The sequence below is a fragment of the Sphingomonas sp. AC522 genome, assembly GCF_979258125.1.
Map to the genome: position 1 here is coordinate 3,029,526 of NZ_OZ409836.1, position 25,707 is coordinate 3,055,232.

At 65.9% G+C, this 25,707-nt stretch carries 17 protein-coding genes and 1 tRNA gene; 11 read left to right on the plus strand and 7 right to left on the minus strand.

Features of this window, described 5'->3' with window-relative positions; genetic code table 11:
- Window positions 1–7: 7 nt before the first annotated feature.
- Complete coding sequence (locus tag ACZZZM_RS15210) at window positions 8–1,126, plus strand: ComEC/Rec2 family competence protein (protein WP_463595922.1); 1,119 nt, start codon at window positions 8–10, stop codon at window positions 1,124–1,126.
- A complete protein-coding gene (locus tag ACZZZM_RS15215) occupies window positions 1,123–12,192 on the plus strand; it encodes a hypothetical protein (protein WP_463595923.1) in 11,070 nt (3,689 codons plus the stop codon). Before ACZZZM_RS15210 ends, ACZZZM_RS15215 begins: the two co-directional genes overlap by 4 nt.
- 13 nt (window positions 12,193–12,205) lie before the next feature.
- Here ACZZZM_RS15215 and ACZZZM_RS15220 read toward each other — a convergent pair.
- The 3 genes from ACZZZM_RS15220 to ACZZZM_RS15230 form a co-directional block, all read right to left on the minus strand.
- Window positions 12,206–12,290, minus strand: a tRNA-Leu gene (locus ACZZZM_RS15220).
- A gap of 44 nt (window positions 12,291–12,334) precedes the next feature.
- Window positions 12,335–13,168 carry a formate/nitrite transporter family protein gene (locus ACZZZM_RS15225; RefSeq protein WP_463595924.1) on the minus strand — a complete coding sequence of 278 codons (834 nt, stop codon included), beginning with the start codon at window positions 13,166–13,168 and terminating at the stop codon, window positions 12,335–12,337.
- 33 nt (window positions 13,169–13,201) lie between these two features.
- Window positions 13,202–14,701: a YifB family Mg chelatase-like AAA ATPase gene (locus ACZZZM_RS15230; protein ID WP_463595925.1), complete on the minus strand. Its 1,500-nt coding sequence runs from the start codon at window positions 14,699–14,701 to the stop codon at window positions 13,202–13,204.
- Between the two features lie 177 nt (window positions 14,702–14,878).
- Between ACZZZM_RS15230 and ACZZZM_RS15235 the strand changes: the two genes are divergently transcribed.
- From ACZZZM_RS15235 to ACZZZM_RS15265, 7 genes are all read left to right on the plus strand, one after another.
- Window positions 14,879–15,208 carry a hypothetical protein gene (locus ACZZZM_RS15235; RefSeq protein ID WP_463595926.1) on the plus strand — a complete coding sequence of 110 codons (330 nt, stop codon included), beginning with the start codon at window positions 14,879–14,881 and terminating at the stop codon, window positions 15,206–15,208.
- A gap of 88 nt (window positions 15,209–15,296) precedes the next feature.
- The gene (rpmH, locus tag ACZZZM_RS15240; protein WP_463596462.1) at window positions 15,297–15,431 is read left to right on the plus strand and encodes a large ribosomal subunit protein bL34; all 135 of its coding nucleotides are present in this window, start codon (window positions 15,297–15,299) and stop codon (window positions 15,429–15,431) included.
- A gap of 20 nt (window positions 15,432–15,451) precedes the next feature.
- Window positions 15,452–15,769, plus strand: a complete 318-nt coding sequence (gene rnpA, locus ACZZZM_RS15245) for a ribonuclease P protein component (protein ID WP_463596463.1) — start codon at window positions 15,452–15,454, stop codon at window positions 15,767–15,769.
- Window positions 15,770–15,815: 46 nt separating this feature from the next.
- A complete protein-coding gene (gene yidD / locus ACZZZM_RS15250) occupies window positions 15,816–16,028 on the plus strand; it encodes a membrane protein insertion efficiency factor YidD (protein ID WP_463595927.1) in 213 nt (70 codons plus the stop codon).
- A gap of 18 nt (window positions 16,029–16,046) precedes the next feature.
- Entirely contained in the window at window positions 16,047–17,768 is a 1,722-nt protein-coding gene (gene yidC, locus ACZZZM_RS15255; protein WP_463595928.1) for a membrane protein insertase YidC, read from the plus strand.
- Window positions 17,765–18,406, plus strand: a complete 642-nt coding sequence (gene yihA / locus ACZZZM_RS15260) for a ribosome biogenesis GTP-binding protein YihA/YsxC (protein ID WP_463595929.1) — start codon at window positions 17,765–17,767, stop codon at window positions 18,404–18,406. Before yidC ends, yihA begins: the two co-directional genes overlap by 4 nt.
- A 170-nt stretch (window positions 18,407–18,576) precedes the next feature.
- Window positions 18,577–19,680 (plus strand): acyltransferase family protein, encoded by a 1,104-nt coding sequence (locus ACZZZM_RS15265; RefSeq protein ID WP_463595930.1) that lies wholly within the window; start codon window positions 18,577–18,579, stop codon window positions 19,678–19,680.
- 152 nt (window positions 19,681–19,832) lie between these two features.
- Here the strand turns inward: ACZZZM_RS15265 and ACZZZM_RS15270 are convergent, their stop codons facing one another.
- Both ACZZZM_RS15270 and ACZZZM_RS15275 read right to left on the minus strand, forming a co-directional pair.
- Entirely contained in the window at window positions 19,833–21,113 is a 1,281-nt protein-coding gene (locus ACZZZM_RS15270) for an MFS transporter (RefSeq protein WP_463595931.1), read from the minus strand.
- The gene (locus ACZZZM_RS15275) at window positions 21,113–21,544 is read right to left on the minus strand and encodes a MarR family winged helix-turn-helix transcriptional regulator (protein ID WP_463595932.1); all 432 of its coding nucleotides are present in this window, start codon (window positions 21,542–21,544) and stop codon (window positions 21,113–21,115) included. The genes ACZZZM_RS15270 and ACZZZM_RS15275 overlap by 1 nt, the downstream gene beginning before the upstream one ends.
- Window positions 21,545–21,729: 185 nt before the next feature.
- Between ACZZZM_RS15275 and ACZZZM_RS15280 the strand changes: the two genes are divergently transcribed.
- Complete coding sequence (locus tag ACZZZM_RS15280) at window positions 21,730–22,395, plus strand: glutathione S-transferase family protein (RefSeq protein ID WP_463595933.1); 666 nt, start codon at window positions 21,730–21,732, stop codon at window positions 22,393–22,395.
- Here ACZZZM_RS15280 and ACZZZM_RS15285 read toward each other — a convergent pair.
- Complete coding sequence (locus ACZZZM_RS15285; protein ID WP_463596464.1) at window positions 22,392–22,838, minus strand: cupin domain-containing protein; 447 nt, start codon at window positions 22,836–22,838, stop codon at window positions 22,392–22,394. The two genes, ACZZZM_RS15280 and ACZZZM_RS15285, sit on opposite strands and share 4 nt — an antisense overlap.
- Here ACZZZM_RS15285 and dapE point away from each other — a divergent pair.
- Window positions 22,838–23,983 carry a succinyl-diaminopimelate desuccinylase gene (dapE, locus tag ACZZZM_RS15290; protein ID WP_463595934.1) on the plus strand — a complete coding sequence of 382 codons (1,146 nt, stop codon included), beginning with the start codon at window positions 22,838–22,840 and terminating at the stop codon, window positions 23,981–23,983. The genes ACZZZM_RS15285 and dapE overlap by 1 nt on opposite strands.
- On the opposite strand, the gene ACZZZM_RS15295 is transcribed toward dapE, so the two are convergent.
- Window positions 23,980–25,656: a putative bifunctional diguanylate cyclase/phosphodiesterase gene (locus ACZZZM_RS15295; RefSeq protein ID WP_463595935.1), complete on the minus strand. Its 1,677-nt coding sequence runs from the start codon at window positions 25,654–25,656 to the stop codon at window positions 23,980–23,982. The two genes, dapE and ACZZZM_RS15295, sit on opposite strands and share 4 nt — an antisense overlap.
- Window positions 25,657–25,707: the final 51 nt, after the last annotated feature.

The following is a 25,707-nucleotide window of genomic DNA, read 5'->3' on the forward strand; positions in this document are numbered from 1 at the left end:
ATCCGTCGTGGCTAGTGACGTCTATTACACAATGCTGTTCGTCGATCAGGGCATGGGCAACCTAGTCACGATCACCGACGCAGGAAGCGCGGCGACCAAATTCTCCGCGCTGATCGATTTCGGCACCGCGAGGTCCAGCGCGATCCATGACACGCTCGATTTCATGGTGAAATACGTCAACGCCAACCGGGCCGCCAATCCGCCCAAGACGCCCGATTTCGATCTGGTGGTGATCTCGCATCAGGACGGCGATCACTGGAACCTGTTTCCGACCCTGATGGCGATCTATCAGATAAAGGGCGCCCCGCTCACCGTCGGCACCTTCGCCTGGGGCGGCAATCTCGACAATTACAAGACCGACGCCGCGGCCGCGGTGGCCAAGCTCAAGGCGGTCGCCACAACCACGCTGGCCATCCCGATCACCGAGCAATCGGCCTATGCCGCCGCGGGGGCGCTCGGCCCGCTTGCCGTCTATCCCGCCACCAATCCCGAAATCGCGTTCAAGCCGGTGATGTGCAACGCGACTGTCACCGCGGCGGTCGCCAGCCCGGATTCGATGCATCTCAACACCGTGTCGATGATGGTTGGCGTGGTCGATGTGGCCGCGAGCAAATGCCTGTTCCTCCTCCCCGGTGACGCGACGACGAAGACCGTGGCATCGCTCAAGGGCAATGAGGCGCGCGCCGCCGAACTCACGGGCAGTCTCGTCCTCAGCGTCCCGCATCACGGCTCGCACAAGAGCATCGCGGACAATTATAATGCGCCTGCAGCGAGTCGCGTCTTCACCTATGCCCAATGGTTTGCCGGCTTTGTCGCCCCCCAGACGATCGGGGCAAGCGCCGGCTTTTTCACCAACTACAAGCATCCGCACATGGCCGTGCTCCAGCTGTTTACGGGCACCGTCGCCAAGAACCTGACCACGCATGGGATCGTTTCCTATCAAACGGGGGCGAACCGGTACGTGCAGACATCCACGAAATGGGGCGTCTTCACAAATTATGTCGCGATGAACGCCGACGGCAAATCGGGCACGGCGAAGCGCATCATCTACAAATATGCCGGCGGCACGCTCACCGTCGCCGAGCATGCGCCCAACGCAGTGCCCGGCCCGGGATTGGCGCTGTGAGCATCGACCAGCTCCAGCCCGACAAGAGCGGCGCGATCCGCATCGGCAATAGCGGCTTCGCGGCGCTCGACCGGCTCCCGCCCCAGCTTGGCCTGGAAGAACTGACGATCCACGATCCCGCCCCGGTCGAGGCCCCGCCCGGCGCATCGCAGGCAGTGTCGGGGCGCGTGCAGCTCGGCGGCGGATCGTGGCTGGCGACTCTGTCCCACGGTGCCGATGCGGAGGCGCCGGCGCAGCTGCACCTGCAGGCAGAGACTTCGCAGACCATCGCCCAGATATTCGGCACGACCCAGCCGCAAAGCAGCGTCGCGGGGCCGGACGGCTACGTCCAGATCATACCCAGCGTGCTCGCATCGCTGGTGATCGACAATCCGGTGCTCACGCTCGGCCAGCCCGGAACCTTCACCGGCACGATGGCAGTCGATCAAAAGCGCGACGCATACAGCCTCGCTCCCTATGCTCCGCTTCCCATCTCCGGCTCGGTCGCGCTTTGCGGCACCTGGTCGGGCCCGCAAAGCGGCGCGAGCTTCACGCTTTTCGGCGCGTCGCTATCCAACGTGACTTTGCCCAGCTTCATCTCGGATTTCGGGCTGCAGCTGAGCAATGAATATGACGTGCAGGGCGGCACGTCGGGCCCCGTGGTCTCTGCCGCCAGCTTCTATCTGAAACTCGGCCAAAGCCTTGGCGGCGCAGTACTCACCGTACCTTTGCTCTACAATGACGCGTTCTGGACCGGCACGATCACGTTCCCCGATCCGATCACGCTCGAACAGGGGTTCGACGAGCTCGCCGCACTGCTCGGGCCCGACGCGGCCGGCCTTGTCACCTTGCCTCCCGGCCTCGACCTGTTCGGCTCGTTCGGCCTCGCGGGCATGCAAATCGGCCTCGATCCCGGCGGTCCGGGCGAGGCGCCCTCGCTCGCCTGGATCGGCGTCTCGGTCGCGTCCGAAGCGACCTGGCAGCCCCCGATTCCCAAGATCGGCCAGGTGAGCAAGGTCGGCGCGGTGCTTCAATATGCCCATGCCGGCGACGACACGCCGAGCACGCTGATGGGCGCATTGCACGGCGCAGTGGCGCTCGGCGATGCCGACGGCGCCCAGCTGACCCTCACCTGCGTCGCGGAAGTGCCGGACTTCAGCCTGTCGATCAGTCAACTGCCGGGCGAGACCGTCGATTTCGGGGCCTTCCTGTCGAACATCCTGCCCGGCACCACGCTACCGGCCGGCTGGAAGGTCCAGTTGTCGAATTTCACTGCGCGTGCCGAAATGCAGGAGCGCGAATTCGCCGCCAGCATGGATCTGACCGGCGACTGCCCGATCGCCGGCGGAGTCGCGCTCACCCAGCTCGAAGCCACGATCGACGTCAGCCAGAATGGCGCGACCGGAATGGTGCTGGCGGACCTGACCTTCGGGGAAGGCAACGGCGCCCTGATCTTCGAGGTAACCGCCGAATATGCCGGGTCGGCCGACGGCTGGACCTTCGCGGGCGGGCTTCCGTCCGGGCAGGTGCTTGCGGTGGCCGACTTCGTCCAGTCGCTTACCGGGGACACGGCGCCCGGCTGGCTCACCGATATGGCCCTCCAGATCGACACGCTCTGGCTCAGCTATTCGACCGGACCTGGCAACCCCTATACCGCCAAGGGCTCGATCCAGGGCCAGGTGCCGCTGGAAAGCGTTTTCGGATTCGACATCCGGATCGACGCAAGCGCGCATATCGAGCGCGACACCGCTGACACCGTTACCAAGGGCATGGCCGGCAGCTTCGTCATTGGCGACTTGACCGTGTCGTGCGGAGTCGAGTTTGCGGACGCCGCGGTGTGGGAATTCGAGGTCCTCTGGCACGGGGTAACGTTCGACGCAGTGACCGTCGCCATGCCCGACGATACCGGCACCGGCATGCACAATGCCGTGCGCATCACGCTTTCGGGGCTGACGCTGGGCGATATCGTCACCCGCATGATCGCGATGATCGACCCCAATCTCGATATCACCCTCGATGCGCCCTGGGACGTGCTCAACCAAATCGATCTGTCGCGCGCGCGCTTCACCATCGATCCCAAATATTCGCGCCTGTCGGTGGATATCGATGTGGGGCTCGATCTTGGCTTCATCGATATCGAGCGCGTCGGGCTGATCTACGATCGGAACGCGCCGGGCGGCTCAGTGCGCTATGAAGTCCAGGGCGATTTCCTTGGCACCTCCTATGGCGAAGAAAACCCGATCAGCTGGGATGCGATCAACGATTCGCCTCCGACCGTGCCCGCCCAGGGGCCTCAACTACTCAACGTGCATTATCTCGGGCTCGGCCAGCATGTTGGCCTGGGCGGCACGCCCACCACCATCCCTATTGTGCTGAGCGATATGCAGCACATCATCCTGCCGGCGGACGGTCAGTCGAACCCGCTAGCGGGCTGCTTCGATCCGGACATGGGCTGGCTTGCCGGTGTCGATATGACCCTGATGGGGTTCATCAGCCTCCAGATGGTGTTTGCCGATCCGCAGATTTACGGGCTGCATGTCGGCCTCAACGGCGACGAGGCGAAGGCGCTCAACGGACTCGCGATCGACCTCACCTATCGCAAGGTGAGCAACGATGTCGGCGTGTTCCATGTCGAGCTTACCCTGCCCGACGCCTATCGCCAGATCCAGCTGGGCGCAGTCTCGGTCACGCTCGGGATCATCGATGTCGATGTATACACCGATGGCGGGTTCGAGATCGATTTGGGCTTTCCGCGCGGCGGGGATTATTCGCGCGCCTTCACCGTCGAGGCGGGGCCGTTCCTCGGCCGCGGCGGCATCTATTTCGGCGTGCTCGAAAGCGGCGGATCGAGCCGCGTGCCGGTTGCCACCAATGGCCGGTTCGCACCCATCATCGAGGCGGGAGTCGGCTTTGCCGGCGGCATCGGGCGCGATTTCAACAAGGGGCCGCTTTCGGCAGGTGCCTATGTCCAGATCGAGGCGATCTTCGAAGGCGCACTCGCCTGGTTCCACCCCACCGACGCCTCGCAGCCGACCGACATGTATTATTATTGCCGCGCGACGGTGGGGATCGCGGGCGCTGTCTATGGCTCGGTCGATTTTGGGATCATCTCGGCCTCGGTGATGATCTCGGCCCAGGCGACTGCGACCGTGGTGCTGGAGGCCTATCGCGCCACGCTGATCGAGCTCGATGCCGAAGTATCGGTCAGCTGCTCGGTGCATTTCCTGTTCTTCCACGTCTCGTTCGATTTCCACATGGAGCTCGATCTGTCGTTCACGATCGGCAGCGACAGCGATGCGCCGTGGATCCTGCAATCCGGATCGAGCAGCGCCGCGCCCCCGCAGGTCGATCGCATCTATGCGCGCCCGCGCCGCACTGCGCGCCAGGCCGTCGCCGCGCTGCACCGCAGCTTCCTCGCGCAGCAGCCTTTCCTGCTGGGCGCGCAGGCGCCTGCGCTGGCGCTGAACTGGAATAAGGGCAGCGTGACGGTGTTCAGCGCCTCGCGGACGATCGACATGACGATCGCCTCTGCGATCACGCTCGAATCCCCCGCTGTCGAATGGACGCCGCCCTCCCCCACCGCGCCGGCAACGCCGCCGATCATGACCTTCATCACTGCGACGCTCCCCGCCAACGCCAATGCCGAGGATCCGGTCGATACCCTGATCGAAGCGATGCTACGCTGGGCCCTCGCCGCCGCGGGCATGACGAACTCGGTAGATGTCGGCATGCTTGCCGAACTCGATGTCCAGATGCGTTCTGCAGACACCCAGGCCGCATTCACCTGGACCACCCTCAGCGAATTCTTCAGCCACAATGTGGACTTCTGCTTCCACGATTTCTCCTCGACGGTCGAGGCATCGGGAACAATGCTGCCGATGCTCCCGGTATTCGCCCGCACCGATGGCGGCGCTGCCAATCCCGCAATCACCTATTGGAACCAGACCCCCATCGGCCCCGGCTATGAGACCGCGCTCGCCAGGTGGATCGCATCGCTCAGTGTCGCGCCCGCGCCCGATGCCGCGACAGTGGGTGCACGCGTCAACGCATCGAGCGATTCCTTCCCGCGGATGACCTTCCGTTCCTATTTCCTGATGATGGCGAAATCCGCCGTGAGCGAGGCGCTCACCGCCGCGGGCGCCTGGCAGACCGCGATTCCCGCCGGCGGCTCGCTCGCCGCGGTCGCAGCGACATTCCCCGCGACCAGCCACAGCTATGTGAAGACCGCAGGCGACACGATCGACGCCGCCGCTGCCTCGTTCGGCGTCACGGTGGACGAACTGATATTCCTGAACCCCGAACTGCGCAGCCTGTTCGAGGAAACCAAGCCGGGCCAAGCGATCCAGATCTCGGTCGGCGTCACGCCGGAGTCCATCGCCTCCGGAAATGCCGGCCTGGCCCTCACCATCAATCCCGCCGATCCGCACGCGACGACCGTGCCGTGCGATCTGGCGCCATTGCCGTGGCAGATCGGCACCGGCGACACGCTGGCCGCAATCACCAGTGGCACGGTCGCGGATTGGCTGCAGGCGACTGGCGACTCCGCCATCGCCGATCGCATCGATTTGCTCCAGCCGCAGGCGCCGCTGGCACTGCCCGGCTATCTCTGGGCGGAAGGCGCTCCTCTCGACAATGACACGCGCGCCGCGATCCTGTTCGTCCGGCTGACCGACACGGCGCCGGCAGGCAGCGTGGTTCGCCCCGATCTCGTCGCCTGGTGCTCGACGCAGATCGCGGCGCTCAATCCCACCCTGCAATGGAATAGCGACGGTTCGCCCAAGCAGCCGCCGGCATCGATCCCGGTGCCGACCGACCAGAAGGGCGGCAAGGGCCAATGGACGCTGTTCCAGGGTGACACCCTGTCGCGGATCGCCCGTGCCGTCGCCCTGGTGATCGATCCTACCGCCGCTCCGGGCTTTGCCGCCTTCGCAACGGCGCTTGCCGCGCATAACCAGCCGGGAACACCGGTAGCGCTGCCGCCCGATACCGCCACGGTCACCCTGGCGAATGAAAGCCTGCGCCAGCTTTCTGCGCGGCTTCTGATCGGCTTCGATCCCGTGTTCGCGTCGATCGTAGGCCCAGCGAAGATACTCGCGCCGCTGCGGACGGTGACCCCACCCGAAAGCATCCGCAACATCCCCCTCGGCGCCATGCTGCAGACGATCGCGACCGATTACGGGCTCTCGCTCGAAGCCGTCGGCCAGCGGATCGGCGCGCTCGAGGGTGTGTTCGCGCCCAATGTACTGGTGTCGGTCGCCCATGCCGCCTCGCTCCCGGCCGACGCGCTGGTCGCGGCGACGATCGCGCAAGGCGGCGCGCGCATCCGCGGGCAGCTGTCGCGCTTCATGCTCCAGGGGCTGCGCGTCCCCGCCCCCACGACTGACGGCAGCGGCATGTCTGCCACGCTTGCGGGCTTCTCCGAGCTCAACGGGCTGCAGGCGGAGCTCTCGCAATTCGCCGTCACCGGCGATCCCAACTTTGCCTATCGCGCCAGCTTCGGTTTCTCCGAGGCCGGACAGCCCTGGGTGACCTTCGGCTCGGGCGGGGAAGCGATGACGACGGGGCTTTCCGCTGCCGACGTATCGCAGCACACCCCCGATGCGATCCTCGCCCCCAGCTTCGTGCCCGCGGGCACCCCCGCCAGCGCGATGCCGCTGACGAAGCAGACGCCGACCGCGTGGAATCTGTCGCAGCGCCTATTGTGGCTGGTTGCGAGCTGGCCCGCCGATCTGTTGGGTGCAGCGCCCACCGGTGGCGCCGTCCCCGGGCTGTGGCCGCTGCCCGATACGCTGCTGACTGCCAATAGCAGTACGCCGGGCGACAATCCGCTGTCCCTCCAGCAGATCGATCCACAGGCGGCGCCCGGCACGCCCTCCACGGCGATCGCAAGCTGGTGCTTCGCGACGCGGCTCGACGTCACCATCCGCAAGACCGGGACCCCCGAAATCTATGAATTGCTGACGGTGGACAGCAGCCAGCGCGAGCTGCTGCTCGATTTGTGGCAGCACGGCACCGGGCTCGCCATCGAACTCCTCTATCTGCCCCCCGGCAGCGGCGGCACCCCCACCGGCCTGGCCTCCCCGGCGCTAGGCGGCGACACGACGGTACTGCTCCAGTCCAATCTCTCGACTGAGAGCCGCGACGCGTCCGATCTGCTTGGCGCTCCGGTGCCGGCCGCCCCATCCGCGGCACCGATCACGAACGCCAATGATTTTCTCCAGCTGGTCTGGGAATGCAGCATGGTCGGCGGCGGCGGCTTCTGGCTGCGCATCGGCACCGCCGACAAGCAGGGCCTGCCGGATTCGATCTTCGGCAGCAACGGCCGCGCAGCGCTGACCCTGCTGGTCGCCCAACCCGGCCAATCCGCTAAGGGCCAGCAGACCCTGCAATCCTATCACAATTACGCGATTATCGGCGATCAGGTCGCCCCCGCGACGAGCCATGTCTTCGTCCAGAGCACGCTTCCCGCCTTCGATCGCGCGCTGCCGGTGATAGCCACCGGCAAGGCGGCGTTCGAGATGACCACGGCGCAGCCGGTTGGCGGCCCCACCCGCGCCGCGGACGGCACGGTGACCACTGATTCGCAATTGCTCACCCAGCAGCTTTTCCAGCTCCTCGGCTATAGGCTCGCCGCGTCGGACAATTTCGTCGCCAGCGAGATCGGCCTGCCGATCGCCCCGCAAAGCATCCAGTCCAATGGCAGCCCGCAATGGTATTATTCGGCGACGCTGCCTCTGCACCGTTACGCCGCCCAACCAACCGCCCCTGCGGTGCCCGGTCTGCCCGCTCCAGGCGACGATCCCTATGCCGCGATCGTGCTCGACAGTGCGGCGAACCCGCCCGCAGCGGCCGCCGCCTCGGTCGAATTGTGGTTCCAGGACGTCCATGGCAACGCCACCCAGGGCGCGCCTGACGATACGCTGGCATCGCTGGCCGCCCCCGCGCCACCAGCCGCCGCCTACACGATCGTCCTGCCCTCGCTTTACACCGATCCTGTCCCCGGTATCGCGCAATGGCCGTCGGCAGCCTCGACCTTCGCAGTATCCGGAACTGCGGCCGATCCGCAGCTGGACGTCCGCGTCGAGCTCCAGCTCTCCGCCTACAGCCCCGCGCGGTCGCAGATGCCGAGCACGCTTGTCCCCACGATCCAGCGCCACCGCGATCAATATGCCCAGGCCTGGTACCAGCTGCATCGCCCCGATTTCACCGCCACGCTGACCAGCAGTCTCCAGGCGCCCGACAGCCAGGGACATCCCGCGCCGCCGATCGCGCTGGACCTCGCGCAGCTCAAGACATTCGTCGGCGGCGCCTATGCCTATCTCGACGCCGCGGCGCAGATGACCGACGTGCAGGCCGCGGCGAGCTGCGCGACGATCGGCGGGATCTGCACCACTTACGGCATGGACTATGCCGATCTGGCTGCCGTCAACGGCGCGCTCACGCTCACTGCGCTGTCGCATGCGCTGCAAATTCCGGTCTTCGCGCTCGCCGCGCAAGGCAAGTCCGCGACCGATTTGTGCGGCACCTTGGCGGCCTCCGCCCTGGCGTCGCTGCTCAACGCCGATCTGCCGCTATCGCCCGCGATCGAGATTGCCCTGCCGACTCCGGCCAAACAGGCGGCGCTCCCCGCTGGCCTTCCCGACGATCAGCGCACCCTGACCGCGGCCGCAGTTCGCTTCGGCTGCAGCGTCGCCGGGCTGGCCACCGCCTCCTCCGCTTTGCCAAGCCTCGCGCCGGGGATCGTCATGACCTCGGGCACGGCGACCGTGACGACCAGCGCCGCGCTGAACACGCTCGACGCAATCGTCACCTGGTTTTCGAGCCATGGCACGCCGACCCAGTTGCTCGGCCTCGCGCGTACCAATGCCGATGTGCCCGGCCTGCTCGCCGACAAGGCGCCCCTCGCTGTCGCGACGTACATCACCCAGCCCGGCGACACCTTGGCGGCAAACCACAGCGGCGCGACTCAGGCGGAATTGGCACCGGTCAACATCGCCACAGCCAATCTTTTCCCGGCGGGGACGCCGATCTTCGTCCAGGAGCAGGCGCCAGCCGCCGACGATTTTGCCCGCCCGCTAGCCCAGCTCGCCTCGGTGCACGCAGTCAGCATCGAGCAGTTGCTCGCTTATTGGTCCGCGGCACCGGTCGATACCGCCCAGTTCGTCCTCCCCGGCGTCGCCGCCATTCCGGCGAGCACGCTTACGCCTTATATCCTCCGGACCGGCGATACGCTGACCGCACTGGCCCTGCTGTTCGACGCTGCAACTCCGCTGAGCCTGGTGACCGCGAATTGGGACATGCCGGCAACGCTGACTGCGGGAATCGACGTGACCATCGGCACCGCCCACGCCGCCACTCAGAAAGGCGACTCCTTCGCCTCCCTCGCCGCGCGCTTCACCACGCCCGCCACGCCAACCGACCTCGCCACCGCGATCGGCGGAACAACGGACATCCTGTCGGCGGGCGCGATGCTGCTGTGCCCGATGGCGACGACCGCGACCGCCATTGATCTGACCAGCCTCGCCGCCAAGTACCGGCTGGACGGCAAGTCGCTGGCGCTCGCCAATGCGGGCTTTGCCGGGTGGATCAAGCCCGACACAGTGTTCACGCTGGGCGGCAAAACCGTACCCGCCGACGGCAAGCCTGGAAACCTGGCCGGCTATTCGCTGGCGGGGATTGTCTCCGCCTTCGCGCTTCAGGGCATCGCCACCTCGATCGGCGCGTTGCTCGATACCTGCCTGACTCAGCCGATCGTCGCCGCCGGCGCCAAATTGCTGCTGCCGCCCCAGCCGATCGATCTGATCGAGCCACTCACGCCTAACGCCCAATATCCGCAACCAATCTTCGCGCTGACCGCCTCAATCAGTCTCGCCCGAGATAGCCGGCTGGTCGAGCCCAGCTTGCTCGTCAACAGCGACGCATCGCACTGCGCGACCGTCCAGATCTCACCCAAGGCGACCCCGACGGGGCCGACCGGCAACGCCCCGCCATCGCTCAATTTCAACGATTTCGCCGCCGCATTGGAAACCGCATTGCCGCAACTCCGCGTGTGCAGCGGTGCCCCCGATACAACCGGCTCGGCGCGTGCGCGGCTCTGGGCAGTGTCGTTCGGCGCAGACGAACTCAGCCAGGTTTCGGTCGCTGGGCCCGCCGCGCTTTACGGCCTGCGCCCGCTTTACCCGCAACCGGTCTCGCGCGATTCGGTCTCGCTCGCCCAGCGCGCCAAGCTCGGCGGCGGCGCGCAGACCGTCGACATCCGCAACGCCGATGTCGAAACCTGGGCGAAGGGCTTCCTCGCCGATATCGGCACCTTCCTCGAAGCGGGCCAGGCATTTGCCACCTACGACGCATCCGCGGCTTCCTATGCCGCGGTGCTCGCATCCAAGGCGCAGCTAGCCACCGCCGTCGCCGCCGGGCTGGAGAACATGTTCACTGCCGGCGCATCGCCCGCCCGCACTGCGGCGCGCGCCAAGCTCGAGCAGAAACTGCTGAGTGCGCTGCCATCGGCCTGGGACTGGAGCGCCGTGGTGCAATATCCTGTCACGGCGACGGCGCCCGCGGGGCAATCCAATATCCGCATCCCGCTCACGCCCCAGCTCAACAGTGTGGGTCCCGCGCAGACCGCAATATCGAGCCGGACGATCCTGGGCGGCGATACGATCGATTTCAGCGGCACAAAGCCCTTCGTCTCGCTTGCCGCCACGATCACGCCCGGATCGAACCCGGCGGTCGATCTGACGATCCAAGCCACTTTCCCCGAAATCGAATTCGGCATCGAGAAGATCCAGGCGACGGGATATGAGGACTCGCAGTGGCTGTCGTTCGTGCGGCCGCTGACCCAGAATCCGCCGCCCGGCTTCTCGATTGCGCTTGGCACGCCGCGGGTTCCGGTGCTGGCGCGCAGCTATCCGGCCGCCCCGCTCCCCCTGTCGCAATCGACACGCAGCGATCCCCGTGCCCCGGCCGGCTGGCAAGGCGCGCCTTATTGGGCCTTCGATCTCAGCTTCAGCTATGCCGCGGCGCCGCAGGACCAGATCGTGTTCGGCGCGGTCTTCAATCAGTCGCAGGATCCGTGGAAGCCGGTCCCGGTCGATGCCGGCCTGTTCGAGGCGCTCGCCACCTATCAATCGCAGCGCGCGTCGATCTGGGCCGATCTGGCGGGCGCGGATGTCGCGACCGGCGCCCAGGATTTCGCCCAACAGGTCAGCCTGGTCACAGCCCAATGGGCAAGCCACTGGCCCGACACCGCACGCGATTCGCGTGTCGCCCGCCTCTTCCGCATCGGCGCCGTCTCCGAAAGCGCGCCGCCCACCGTCTTCGGCCTCGGTTTCATCGCGACGCTCGAGCACGGCCCCAGCTTCTACGATCAATTGATCCTCCAGCCCGCGGTCGCCGGGCAAGTCGCCGAATGGCCGATGATCGCCGTCGATGCCGGCGGCCTGGCGCACCAACTCCTCGTCCTTGAAAGCAGCGCAACCAGCTGCACCTATGGCTTCCCGCCCAGCGTGACGATCCCGATCGGCGCCAGCATCACCTATCATGTCTCGATCGGCGGCCTGCATGTCGCCAGCCATCAAGAGGCAGTTGGCGCGATCGCCATTCTCCGCAACGCGGCGCTGCTCGGACCGGACGGCCCGGCGATCCTCGACGACTTCGTCTATCGCGCGCCGCCACTGACCTTCCCGGTCACCGTCGCCCCCTATCTCACCTTCGCCGCGCCCTTCCCCGCCGGGGATTGGGAGGGGGTCGGTGTAAGCTCCCTGGCGCAAGTCCTGGCCGCATTGCTGACCGACGGAACCATGTCGCTCGAAACGGTATCAATCGAGGCACGTGCGGGATCCGAGGCGATTTCGCCCAGCCTGCCGCTACGCTTGCCGCTCGTCTACGATCCCGATGCCAATTATCCGGGAACGCTGGCCGCGGACATCACCCGCTTCATCGACGATTGGGCGACACAATGGGCCCCGCCAACGGACGGCTTCTGGGAAATCGCAGTCACGGCCTATTCGACATTGACCGACCGGCCCAACGAACCGCTGATGGTCGCGAGCCTGGCGTTCACGCGGGCTCCGCCCGACGGGGCTTGATATGACCGGAAAATGGTGCCCCTGGCCGGACTCGAACCAGCACGCCTTGCGGCATTCGATTTTGAGTCGAACGCGTCTACCAATTTCACCACAGGGGCAGCGCCGGGTTCGCTAAAGCAAGCGGCCTTGCGGGGCAAGCCGCCTAAAGCTCGTTGTGCACCTGCGCATGCGCGAGCAATGCGAACATGACCGTGCCGCCCAGGATATTTCCGATCAGCGCAGGTGCAATCAGCCCGCCCACTGCCGTGCCGAGCGTAATCTCGCCCGCGAGCCATAGCAGCCATGCCTCGCCCGATCCCGCGATCACATGCGCGAAGCCGCCGAGCGAAATGAAATAAGTGAAGAACAATATGATCAGGAATTCCTGCCGCCGCCCCGCGGGCAGCGCCCAGGCGACTGCGGCGATCAGAAAGCCCGCAGGGATTCCGGCGCGCAATCCAGCCCAGCCCTGATGCTTGAGCGCCTCGCGCGAAGTCTCCAGCATCGCGGCGGAAACTTCCGGCGTCCCGATCCAATTGCCGTGCGCCAGCCAGGCGATCATCAACGTCCCCGCCATGTTGGCCAGGAAGACGATGGCCCACAGCCGCAGCATGCGAACCAGATTGGCGCCGCTCGGCTGGGTCGCGACCGGGATGACGGCCGAGAGCGTGCTTTCGGTGAACAATTGCAGCCGCCCCAGGATGACGATCAGGAAGCCGAGCGCATAGCCGATACTCGAAACCGCAATCCGCCACTGCGCGTCGGGCAAATGCGATTCGAACAGGCTCTTGCCGAGCAGCGAAGCGCTGATTGCCAGCCCGCCGGCCAGCCCCGACCACATCAGCGAGAGCGCGGGGCGATCGAGTTCATCGTCGCCCTGGCGGCGGATGACTTCGTGGACGACGCGAGAGGCAGTCGACCGGCGCTCCTCGACCTGATCCTCCTCCTTTTCGGAAAGATCGACCTCGGGCTCATGCTCTTCGCGCTCGTCCGCCATTGCAGCCGAACGTTCGCCAGCCCGCCAGGTTTCTCAGCTGCGCGGCGCCTGCCGCCGATAGCTCAGCGCCTCGGCCACGTGGATCCGCCCCACGCCCTCCGCGCCCGCCAGATCGGCGATCGTCTGCGCCACGCGTAGCACCCGCGTATAGCCCCGCGCGGACAGGCGCATCGCCTCCGCAGCCTGGGCGAGCAGCTTGCGGCCGGGATCGTCGGGCACGGGCAAGGCATCGCCTTCGGCTTCGGCATTGGTGCGCATCTTGGTGCCGGCATAACGCCGCTGCTGGACCGCCCGCGCTTCGGCGACGCGCGCGGCAACTTCCCGCGATCCCTCGCCAGGCGGCGGCAGCACCAGATCGGCGGCGGTGACCGGCTGCACTTCGACATGCAAATCGATCCGATCGAGCAACGGCCCCGATACCTTGGCCTGGTAATCCGCAGCGCAACGCGGCGCGCGGGCACAGGCCAGCGCCGGATCGCCGAGATGCCCGCAGCGGCACGGATTCATCGCTGCGATCAGCTGGACCCGCGCCGGGAAGGTCACATGCGCATTCGCCCGCGCCACGCTCACCACCCCCGCCTCCAGCGGCTGGCGCAGCGAATCGAGCACCGCGCGCTGGAATTCGGGAAGCTCGTCGAGAAACAGCACCCCCAGATGCGCCAGGCTGACTTCGCCCGGCTTGACCTTGAGCCCGCCCCCGGTGAGCGCCGCCATCGATGCGCTGTGGTGCGGGCTGCGGAACGGCCGGGTGCGGGTCAGCCGCCCTCCCTCCAGCATCCCAGCGACCGAGGCGACCATCGACACTTCCAGCGCCTCTGCAGCGTCCAGCGGCGGTAAGATCCCAGGCAGGCACGAAGCCAGCAGCGACTTCCCCGCCCCCGGCGGCCCGACCATGATCATATTATGCCCGCCCGCCGCCGCGATCTCGAGCGCGCGCTTGGCGGTCTCCTGCCCCTTAACCTGCGCGAGATCCGGACCGTGATTCGGTGCATCGGCCTCGCCCGGCGGCGGCGCTGCGATCAGCTGGTTGCCCTTGAAGTGATTGAGCAAGGCGATGAGATCCGGCGCGGCGATCACCTCGACCTGCCCCGCCCAGGCCGCCTCCGGCCCCTGCGCGACCGGGCAGACCAGCCCCTTGCCGGCCTCCGAAGCATGCAGCGCCGCGAGTAGTACGCCCGGCGAAGGCGCGATCCGCCCGTCCAGCGCCAGCTCGCCAACCACGACATAGCCAGCCAGTGTCTCGGCATCGACCACGCCCATCGCGCCAAGCAGCGCCAGCGCGATTGGCAAGTCGAAATGCGATCCTTCCTTGGGCAAATCGGCCGGCGAGAGATTGAGGACGATGTGCTTGGGTGGCAGTGCCAGTCCGATCGCGGCCATCGCCGCGCGCACGCGCTCGCGGCTCTCCGCCACGGCCTTGTCGGGCAGCCCGACCACGACGAACTTGGGCAGCCCGGCGACAAGGTTGCACTGCACCTCGACCGCGCGGGCTTCCAGTCCGAGATACGCAACCGTCGATACGCTCGCGACCAAGCCCGCCTCCCCCTTGGCGGCCGAGCATAATCGCTTTTATCCGATGCGGAACGGCTTCGATCCGAAATGGAGGCAATGGCGCGTTCGGCACCATGCGCGCCCAACATGCGTTATTGCGCGATGCCTGAACAAAGCACCGTCTTGCATGAGCAACACACAGTCCCCACTTCCCCCTCCATGGAGAGGAAAGGACGCCGCAGCCCCGTGATCCGGATCGCCTTGCTGGTGAGCGGTATCGTGCTGATCTGCCTCACTCCTCTGGTAGGTCCGATACCGGGACCGGGCGGCATCCTTGTCTTTGGCGGCGGGCTGATGCTCATCCTCCAGAATTCGGGCTGGGCGCGAAAGCGGTTTGCGCGCTTCAAACGGCATTGGCCGCGAGTCGGTCATTACGCCGATATGGCGCTCCGCCGGCGCAGCTTCCGCCGCCGCCAGCAGCGCGAAAAGGACGCGGCGATGGCACAGGCCGAGGCGGCAATGCTCGGTTTCCCCCAGGAGTCACGTTGACTTGGTGCGAACCTGCCTCTATGGGCACCCGACCAGCGGCCGCCATCTGTGGTGGCCCTTTTACGTTCTAGATACTCGAGGATGAGCGATGAAGCGGACTTTTCAGCCGAGCAACCTGGTGCGTGCGCGCCGGCACGGCTTCCGCTCGCGGATGGCGACTCCGGGCGGCCGCAAGGTAATTCACGCCCGTCGCGCCCGCGGCCGCAAGAAGCTGTCGGCGTAATCCCGACCGCGGTTGCGCGGCTGACGCAGCGCAAGGACTATCTCGCAGCGAATAGCGGCAAGCGGGCGCCCATGCCCGGCTTCGTCCTGCTCGTGCGCGCGCGGGGCGATAATGATTCGGTCATGCGGATCGGCATCACCGTTTCCAAGAAAGTCGGCAACGCCGTCATCCGCAATCGGATGAAGCGGCGTTTTCGCATGCTCGCCCGCGAAGTGCTGCCCGCAGAGGGCCTGCCCGGTGCCGATCATATTTTGATCGGGCGCAATTCGGGAATCGAGCGCGATTATGCCGCGCTGAAAGCCGAACTGGCCAAGGCGCTGGCGAAGGTGAAAAGGTGAGTAGCGCGCCCTTCTTGCTCCCCTCCCTTGCAGGGAGGGGAATCTAATGATCGCTCGCCTCCTCATTCTCGTCGCGCGCGGCTGGCAGCTCGGGCCTTCGCTGATCCTGCCGCCCAGCTGCCGCTACCAGCCCAGCTGTTCGGCCTATGCAATCACTGCGCTTCGCCGCTATGGGGCGCTCAAGGGCGGGTGGCTTGCGCTGAAGCGCATCCTGCGCTGCAATCCATGGGGCGGCTGCGGCCATGATCCCGTACCGTAAGCATTCCGGGGAATATCGGTGAAAGAAGACCAGAAGAATTTCCTGCTGTTCGCGGTGCTGGCCGCAGCGATCCTGTTCGGCTGGCCGACGATCGCGCATTGGGTATTCCCCGCGCAGAACCCTGCGCCGACCAAGATCGAGGGCGGCAAGACCACGCCCGTCGTCGATCCCAAGGCCGATCCGACTGCCGATACGCCCAAGGCTATCCGCGATCGCGGCCTCGTGCTCAAGGAAAGCCCGCGCGTTCTGATCGACACGCCTGCGCTCAGGGGCTCGATTAACCTCAAGGGCGCGCGGATCGACGATCTCGTCCTCGCCCGCTATCCGGAAACCATCGCCAAGGGCTCCGCCTCGATCCGCCTGCTCTCGCCGGCGGGCACGCAGGACGCCTATTTCGCCGGCTTCGGCTGGCGTGACGACGGCCTCAAGCCGCCGACACCGGATACCGTCTGGCAGACCAGCGGCCCCGTGCTCTCGCCCGGAAAGCCGGTCACGCTCTCGGCCGCCAACGGCCAGGGCCAGGTCTTCCGCATCGAGCTCGCGGTCGACGAGAAATACATGTTCACCGTCAAGCAGACGGTGGCGAATGTCGGCACCGGCGTCGTCCCGGTCGCGCCTTACGGCCTCGTCTATCGCAGCGGCGTCTTCAAGGAGCCCGACAGCTGGACGGTCCATGTCGGCCCGATGTCGGTGCATAACGATGCCGCCGATTACGACGTCAATTTCAGCCATCTCGATGGCCAGAAGGCTATCGACTTCACCTCGAGTCACACTTGGCTCGGCTTTACCGACAAATATTGGCTGACCGCCTTGGTGCCCGATCAATCTGCAGTCGTCGCCGGCAAGTTCCGCGGCGCGCCCAACGGGGCCTATCAGGCCGATTTCACGCGCAACCCGCAATTGCTCCAGCCCGGCAAGCAGATCAGCCACACCAGCCGCTTCTTCGCCGGTGCCAAGGAAACCGCGCTGATCGACACCTATGAGGCCGCCGGCGTCACCAAGTTCGGCAAGTCGATCGATTGGGGCTGGTTCGAAATCCTCGAAAAGCCGATCTTCTACTATCTCGACTGGCTGTTCCGCATGATCGGAAACTTCGGCGTCGCGATCATCTGCCTGACGATCACGATCCGCCTGTTGCTCTTCCCGATCGCCAACAAGCAGTTCCAGTCGATGGCCAATATGCGCGCCATCCAGCCCAAGATGAAGGCGCTGCAGGAGCGGCACAAGGACGACAAGCAGCGCCAGCAGCAGGAGATCATGAAGCTCTACAAGGAAGAGAAGGTCAATCCGCTCGCGGGCTGCCTTCCGCTCCTCCTCCAGATCCCGATCATGTACGCGCTGTACAAGGTGCTGCTGCTGACGATCGAAATGCGCCACCAGCCCTTTGCATTGTGGATCAGGGATCTGTCCGCGCCCGATCCGCTGACTCCGCTCAACCTGTTCGGTCTGCTCCCCTTCACGCCCCCCAGCTTCATCGCGATCGGCGTGATCCCGATCCTGCTCGGCGTGTCGATGTACTATCAGATCAAGCTCAATCCGGCGCCGATGGACGAGATGCAGAAGCAGATCTTCGCGATCATGCCGTGGATGCTGATGTTCGTGATGGCGCCCTTCGCGGTCGGCCTTCAGGTCTACTGGATCACCTCGAACGTGATCACCATCCTCCAGCAGCGCTGGCTCTATTCGAGGCATCCGGGGCTGAAGGAGCCGCTGCCCAAGAAGGAAGCGAAGGCGAAGTGACCGACGCGTTCGACGAAGACCAGATCGAGGCCGCGCGAAAGACCTTCGCCGGCCCGGTCACGTTCCTGAAGTCCGCGCCCGCGCTCGAGCATCTGCCCGATCCGGTAGTGCCCGAAGTCGCGTTCGCGGGCCGATCGAACGTCGGCAAGTCGTCGCTGCTCAATGCGCTGACCGGCCGCAATTCGCTCGCCCGCACGTCGAACACGCCAGGGCGCACGCAGGAGCTCAATTACTTCGACGTGGGGCAGCCCCTCGCTTTCCGGCTGGTCGACATGCCCGGCTATGGTTTCGCCAAGGCGCCCAAGGACATGGTCCGCAAGTGGCGCTATCTGGTCAACGATTTCCTGCGCGGCCGCCAGGCGCTCAAGCGCGCCTTGGTGCTGATCGATGCGCGCCACGGCATCAAGGAAGTCGATCGCGAGATCCTTGAAATGCTCGACACTGCCGCGGTCAGCTACCGCATCGTCCTGACCAAGGCCGACAAGATCAAGGCCAGCGTCCTCGCCGAAATCACGCGCCAGACCGCCGAGGAAGCCCGCAAGCGCCCCGCCGCGCATCCCGACATCATCCAGACGTCGAGCGAAAAGGGCATGGGCATCCCCGAACTCCGCGCCGCCGTACTCGAGGCGATCGGCTGACCCCGATCGTCTCTCTATGTGGCTCCGCGCGAAGGCCGGGGGCCCAAGTACGGGGCGCATATTGGAGATCGATCGCCCGCCCGCGCATACCGCGGCAACGGGGCTCCGGCCTTCGCCGGGAGCCGTGTTTGGCGTGACAAGCCGAACGTTCTCTGCCTAGCATCCCCCTAATGGCCACCCCGCCACCCCAGCGCCTCGAAGGCCTCGACATCTTCCGCGGCCTCGCTGCCGCCGGCATGATCCTGGTCAACACGCCCGGCTCGGGCGCGCATGTCTGGTGGCCGCTCGATCATGCCGAATGGCACGGCTTCACCCCCACCGATCTCGTCTTCCCCGCCTTTCTCTGCGCAATGGGCGTGGCACTCGGCCTGTCCTTCCCTCGCACGGTCGATGCGGCGCTGTGGAAGCGCGTCGCGTGGCGGACCTTCGCGCTGATCGCGATCGGCTGGGCCTGGCAATTGCTGGTCCGCCCCGATCTCGCCAATCTCCGCCTGTTCGGCGTCTTCCCCCGCCTCGGCCTGTGCTACGGCCTGACCGCGACCATTGCGATCCTCACCGCGCGCCGCGCCGCCGACGGTCGCGCCCATCTCCGCTTCTGGGCCATCGCCGCAACCGCCGCGGCGGCGCTAACCTTCTACTGGGCCGCGATGACGCTGGGAGGCGACCTCACACCCGGCGGCAACCTCGCCGGCTGGGTCGATCGTACGCTCGTCGGCACCCAGCACATCTGGCGCCACGGTAAGGATGCCGCCGGCAATGTCGTCTACGATCCCGAAGGCCTGTTCTCGACCATCCCCGCGCTCGCCAACGTCCTGCTCGGTATCCTCGCCGCATTGGCCTGGAAGCGCGACCCCAAGCGCGCCCTGCGCTGGATAGCCATCGGTGGCATCGCCCTCATCGCCGCAGGCTTGGCGATCCACCCCTGGTTTCCGCTCAACAAGAAGCTGTGGACCTCCAGTTTCGTCCTGCTCACTTCAGGCCTCTCTGCGCTCCTCCTAATCCTCAGCGTCCTCGTCGCGCGCATCCCGGCGATCAGGGCCGCGCTAACCCCGCTCCAGATCTTCGGAATGAATGCGATCCTCGGCTACATCCTGTCGCTGCTCATCGGCCTCGCGGGGATGCGGCTCGGCCTCCAAGCCTGGGCCTTCGCGCTGCTGCAAAGTGCAGTCGGCGATCCCTGGCTCGCCTCGTTCCTCTATGCGCTCGCGGTCACCCTGATAGTCCTCGCAATGCTGATCCCGCTACACCGCCGCGGCATCCACCTGCGACTATAACTCCTATCCTCCCTCGCAAAGCGGGGGAGGTGGCAGCCATAGGCTCACGGAGGGTGCCTGGCCGCCAGCGCACCGCCTGCGGTGACGCCCCCTCCCCCCAACTTCGCTGGTCCCCCTCCCCCGCTCCGCGAGGGAGGAAAACAGAAGAATACCTAAACCCGAACCCCAACGGGCTCCCTCGAAACCCGCGCCGCAAGAATCGCCACCGCTGCAACCAGCCCAAAGCTGCCCGCGATCAGGAATGCCGGCGTATAGGTCCCGAAGCTGGAACGGATCGCCCCCGCCCCGAATGCAGCGATCGCGGCGCCGATCTGGTGCCCCACCATGATCCAGCCGAACACGATCGGCGCGTCGCGCTCGCCGAAATGCATATTGGCGAGCTTCACCGTCGGCGGCACGGTCGCGATCCAGTCGAGCCCGTAGAAGATCGAGAACAGCAACAAGCTGCTCGCGCTGAAATCGAGGAAAGGCAGCGCCAGCAGCGAAAGTCCGCGGATGCCATAATAGACGAACAGCAATTTGCGCGGATCGTAGCGGTCGGTCAGCCAGCCCGAAGCGGTCGTCCCGATCAAGTCGAACAGGCCCATCATCGAAAGCAAACCCGCCGCCTGCACTGGGGCAATGCCATGATCGCCGCAGAAAGCGATCAGATGCGTGCCGACCAGTCCGTTGGTCGTCAGCCCGCAGACCAGGAAGGTGCCGAACAGCAACCAGAACATCGGCGTCTTGGCAGCGCGGAACAGCGCCGTGAACGCAAGCGCCGGGGTCGCTGCCTGTTTCAGCGCCAGCGGCGGCGCGCTCGCCTCGGTCTCCCCAAAACGCCGGACGCCGACATGCTCCGGGCTTTCGGGCACGAATAGATAGACCAACGGAATCACTGCCGCAGCCGCGATCGACACCGCCAGCGCCACTGGCCGCCAAGCGCCCCCTTCCGAAAGCCAGGCCAGCATCGGCAGGAACACCAATGCGCCGGTCGCAGTGCTGGCGGTCAGCATCCCCATCACCAGGCCCTGTCTGGTCGCGAACCAGCGATTGACCACCGCCGCGCCCAGCACCGAAGCGACCGCCCCGCTGCCGACCCCCGAGAACACGCCCCAGCTAAGCACATATTGCCAGGGCTCGGTCATCCACAGGCTGGCAAAGGTCGAGACCGACATCAGGACGAGGCCCGCCAGCATCGTCCGGCGGATCCCGAACGACAGCATCACCGCCGCCGCGAACGGCCCGATCAGCCCGTATAGGAAGATGCCGATCGCCGCCGCGGTCGATGTCGTCGAGCGATCCCAGCCGAAATGCATCTCCAGTGGCTGCATCATCACGCTCGGCGCCGAGCGCAGCCCCGCCGAGACCAGCAAGGCGATGAAAGTGATTCCCGCTGCCAGGCCGGCATAGCCGCGCGCGGAGACCGGCAGGCGCATCAGGAGCCCGTTCATCAACGTACCTCCTGCGCGACGCGGGTGATCGCCTTCAACGAGAATTCGAGGCCGACCCAGACATCGCCCATCGTCCCGACGATATGCTTCTGCGCACCTGCCCAATGCGGCTCCGCCTTGGCCAGCGCAGCTCTTCCCGTCTCGGTCAGCGCCGCCAATTTAGCCTTGCCCGGTCCGGCGTCGAGCGCCAGCCAGCCCTTTGCCTCTAGCGGGGCGATGGCGCGGTAGAGCGAACTGCGGTCCATCACCAAGGATTCGGCCAATCGGCTCAGCGGTACGCCCTCGCCGCGCGAAACGTGGCGCAGGATCGCGAATTGCGCGGTGGTCATCCCCGCCGGCGCAAGTGCGTCGTCATAGGCCTTGCCGACCGCACGCGCGGCCTTTCGAAGCGTGGTGCAGGCACAGGGCGAAGCAAGGAAATCATGAGGCATATACATGATGTCTATGCCTCATGTAGGAAAACGCAAATTTCGCTGTCCTACAGGCTCGAAGCTATTGTAATGTTCTCTAAATGTTCTGATGGCGATTAGATCTTGAGACCTCCTGAGAATGCTAAACTTCGACAAGCATTGCGGCTCGGTTGCCCCCTCCCCGCCCCGCCGCTATCCCGGCGCGCATGAAGCTCATTATCGGCAACAAAGCCTATTCCTCCTGGTCGCTGCGCGGCTGGCTGGCGTGCAAGCAATCGGGCGTCCCCTTCGAGGAAGTGGTGGTGCCGCTTTACGACGAGAATTGGGACAAGCGCCGCGAGGGCGACGAGTTCGCGCCGTCCTCGGGCAAGGTGCCGATCCTGTGGGATGGCGAAGCCGTGGTGTGGGACAGTCTGGCGATCGTCGAATATCTCAACGACAAGGTCGGCGGCGACAAATTCTGGCCGAAGAGCGAAGCCGGCCGCGCCATGGCCCGCTCGATGGCCGCCGAAATGCATTCGGGCTTCTCGGCGCTGCGCCGCAAGCACACCATGAACATCCGCCATGTCTATCCGCCCAAGACCCCGGATGCCGACGTTCAGCAGGAACTTGGCCGGATCATGGAGTTATGGGCGCAGGCGCGTGCCCGCTTCGGCGGCGAAGGCCAGTTCCTGTTCGGCGAGTTCGGCGCGGTAGACATCATGTTCGCGCCGGTGGTCACGCGGCTGGTCACTTATTCGCTCCCTGCCCCCCGCTTCGCCCAGGCCTATATGTTGGCGGTGCTCCAGCACCCCTTCATGCAAGATTGGATCGCCGGGGCGCAGGAAGAGGATTGGGTCATCGAGCAGTTCGAATTGCCCGCCGAGGGCTAGAAGCTGCTCCCGTCCTTCCGTCGAAACCCCTGCCCGCCGGTCAGATGCATGTCCACGTCGGGATAGTGGCAATCGGTCGTGCCGGGCTTGCCGACGGCAATGTAAACGCAGTCTGCGTCGCTGCGGTTCTGCAGGACATGGCCATTGCCGTCACCCTTCGGAAACGCCGCGACATCGCCCGACCGCATCACCGCCTCGCCGCTATCGTCGACCAGCACCGCCTCACCGCTCAGCATCACCACGAACTCGTCCTCGCCCTCATGCCAATGCCGCTGCGCGGACCAGGCACCGGGCTTGAGCGTCACATGGCTGAAGCCGAAATCGCTGACTCCGCTTGCCGGCGCCAGCCGCCGATACCAGCGGCCCTGCACGACGTCGGCATATTCGGGCGGATAGCCGGTCGCATTGGTCTGCGGGATTGTATCGAGATCGAGCTTGGGCAATGCCACCTCCAGCGGAACGGGAGGCCTGTTTGCCAGACGCCATCGAACTGACCAAGGCGCTGATCGCCGCCGAAAGCGTGACTCCGGCGCGCGGCGGCGTGTTCGACGTGCTCGAAGCAGCGTTGCTGCCACTGGGCTTCAAGGTCGAGCGCTTCGTCGAGGGCGAGGCGCCCGACGGCCCGGTCGAGAATCTGCTCGCCACCCGCGGCGAGGGAGGCACGCATTTCGCCTTCGCCGGCCATCTCGATGTCGTCCCCCCCGGCAGCGGCTGGGCGAGCGGCGCGTTCGAGCCGGAGATACGCGGCGGACTGCTCTACGGCCGCGGCGCCGTCGACATGAAGGGCGCGATCGCCGCCTTCGTCGCGGCCACGGCGCGGGTGCCATCGGGCCAGGTCACCATGATCATCACCGGCGACGAGGAAGGCCCCGCCACCTTCGGCACCCCCAGCCTGATTGAGCGCATGGCCGAACGCGGCATCCGGCCGGATATGTGCCTGGTCGGCGAGCCTACCTCTGCCCAGCGCCTCGGCGACACCATCAAGATCGGCCGCCGCGGATCGACGGTGATCGACGTGGTCGTAATCGGCCAGCAGGGCCATGTCGCCTATCCCCATCTCGCCGACAATCCCGTGCCGCGGCTGGTGCGCGCGCTGGCCGAGATTGACGCGATCTCGCTCGATGAGGGCAATGACTGGTTCCAGCCCTCGAACATCGAGATGATCGACCTGGAAGTCGGAAATCGCGCCACCAACGTGATCCCCGCCCAGGCATCGGCGCGGCTCAGCATCCGCTTCAACGATCTCCAGCGCGGCCCCGATCTGATCGCCCGGATCGAAGAAATCGTCCTGCGCCACGCACCCGATTCGACGGTCACCGGTCGGGTCTATGGCGAGGCGTTCTTGACCGAGCCGGGAAGACTTTCCTCGCTCGTAGCGGAAGCCATTGAAGCGAAGCTCGGCGTGACCGCCGAGCTCTCGACCACGGGGGGCACCTCGGACGCGCGCTTCCTTTCCAAAATCTGCCCGGTGGTAGAGTTTGGGCTGATCAACGCGACGATGCACAAGCTCGACGAGGCCGTCGCGCTGGAGGATCTGGAAGCATTGACCGGTGTCTATGAGGAGGTCCTGCGGCGCGCCTTGGCCTAGGAGGCGATCCGACGCGGCACTGCGCCGCGCACCCAGGTCACGAAGGCTTCTTCGCCCATCGGCTGGGCCACGGCATAGCCCTGGAGCACATCGCAACCGATCACGCGGAGCACCGCCGCCTGGTCGTTATTCTCGATCCCCTCGGCCACCGCCTGACAGCCAAGGCCATGGACGAGCCCGATCATCGCCTGCGCAATGGCGCGCGCCTCGGCATGATCGGCGACATGCTCGATCACGCTGCGATCGAGCTTGATCCGGTCGATCGGCAGCTCGCGCAGCCTCGCAAGATTGGAATAGCCGGTGCCGAAATCGTCGATCGCCACAGTGGCCCCGTCCGCCCGCAGCGCCGTGATCGCATCGATCACTTCACTCGAACAATGCATCGCCAGCGTCTCGGTGATCTCGAGCTCGAGCAATTTGGCCGGCGCCGCCGCCGCCAGCATCGCTTCACGCAGCCGGCGGAAGAAGCCGGCATGATCGATCTGGCGCTGACTGATATTCACTGCGAGCCGCTGCTCGATGCCCAAGCGGCCCCAGCGCGAAATCGTCTCGGCGACGTTGTTGACCACCCATTCGCCGATCTCGACGATCAGCCCGGTCTCCTCGGCGCGCTGCAGGAAGGCGCCCGGCATCTTCAGGCCATCGGGATGCCGCCAGCGCAGCAGCGCCTCTGCGCCGACGATGCTGCCATCCACGGCGGAGACCTGCGGCTGGAAGACCAATGCGAACTGATCCTTCTCCACTGCTTCGCGCAGGTCGCTTTCCAATTGCGCGCGTTCGGCGATCTCGGCGGCGAGTTGATCGGTGAAATGCTCGGCGCGGCCGCGGCCCATTGCCTTGGCGTGATACATCGCGGCGTCGGCCGCCCGCATCAGATCGTGCAGCGTCGTGCCGTGTTCGGGGCGCATCGCGATCCCGATCGAGGCGCCGATCGACACTTCCTGGTCAGCCAGATCGAAGCTTTCCGATAGCGCGAAGAGGATGCCGCGTCCGATCCGCTCGGCATCCTTTAGATTCTGAAGTCCGGGAAAGAACATCGTGAACTCGTCGCCCGCCAGCCGCCCGATCAGCGGCGGCCGTGCACCCGCCTCGGCCGCAAAGCGGTCGGCGACTGCGCGCAGGCGATTGGCGACCATGCCGAGCAATGCGTCGCCGGTCGCATGACCCAGCGTGTCGTTGACTGTCTTGAAGCGATCGAGATCGATGAAATAGAGCACCGCATTCTCGCCCGGCGGCATGTCGGCCAGCACGCGCTCGGCGGTGCGGCGGAAATTGGTGCGGTTGGCAAGCGACGTCACCGGATCGAACATTGCGAGCCGCTGGACGCTTTCCAAGTTCGAATGGAGCTGGCGGAACAGCCCCTCCATCGCATGCGCGAGCTGGGGGACGTTCTCGCCCACCTCGGGCGGGATCTCGCTTTCGAGATCGCCATTCGCTGCCTGGGACAGGCGCTCGATCGCGGCGTCGATCGATCCCGCGGTGCAGGCAATCGTGCGCTCGGCCGAAGCCCAGCACATCGCCCCGCAAACGATCGCGGCAATCAGCGCGCGACCGGCCGATTCGACGGTGATCATCTCGGGAGTCGAGGCCGCAGCCAGCGCCAGGATGAACGCCACCGCCCCGGCGCACATCGCAAAGGCGATGGCACGGCTCTTGAGCGAAAATCCTTCCACCTTTTGCCGCCGATCCCCCTTCGCGCCCGGGCCAAAAGCCCGAACCAGCAA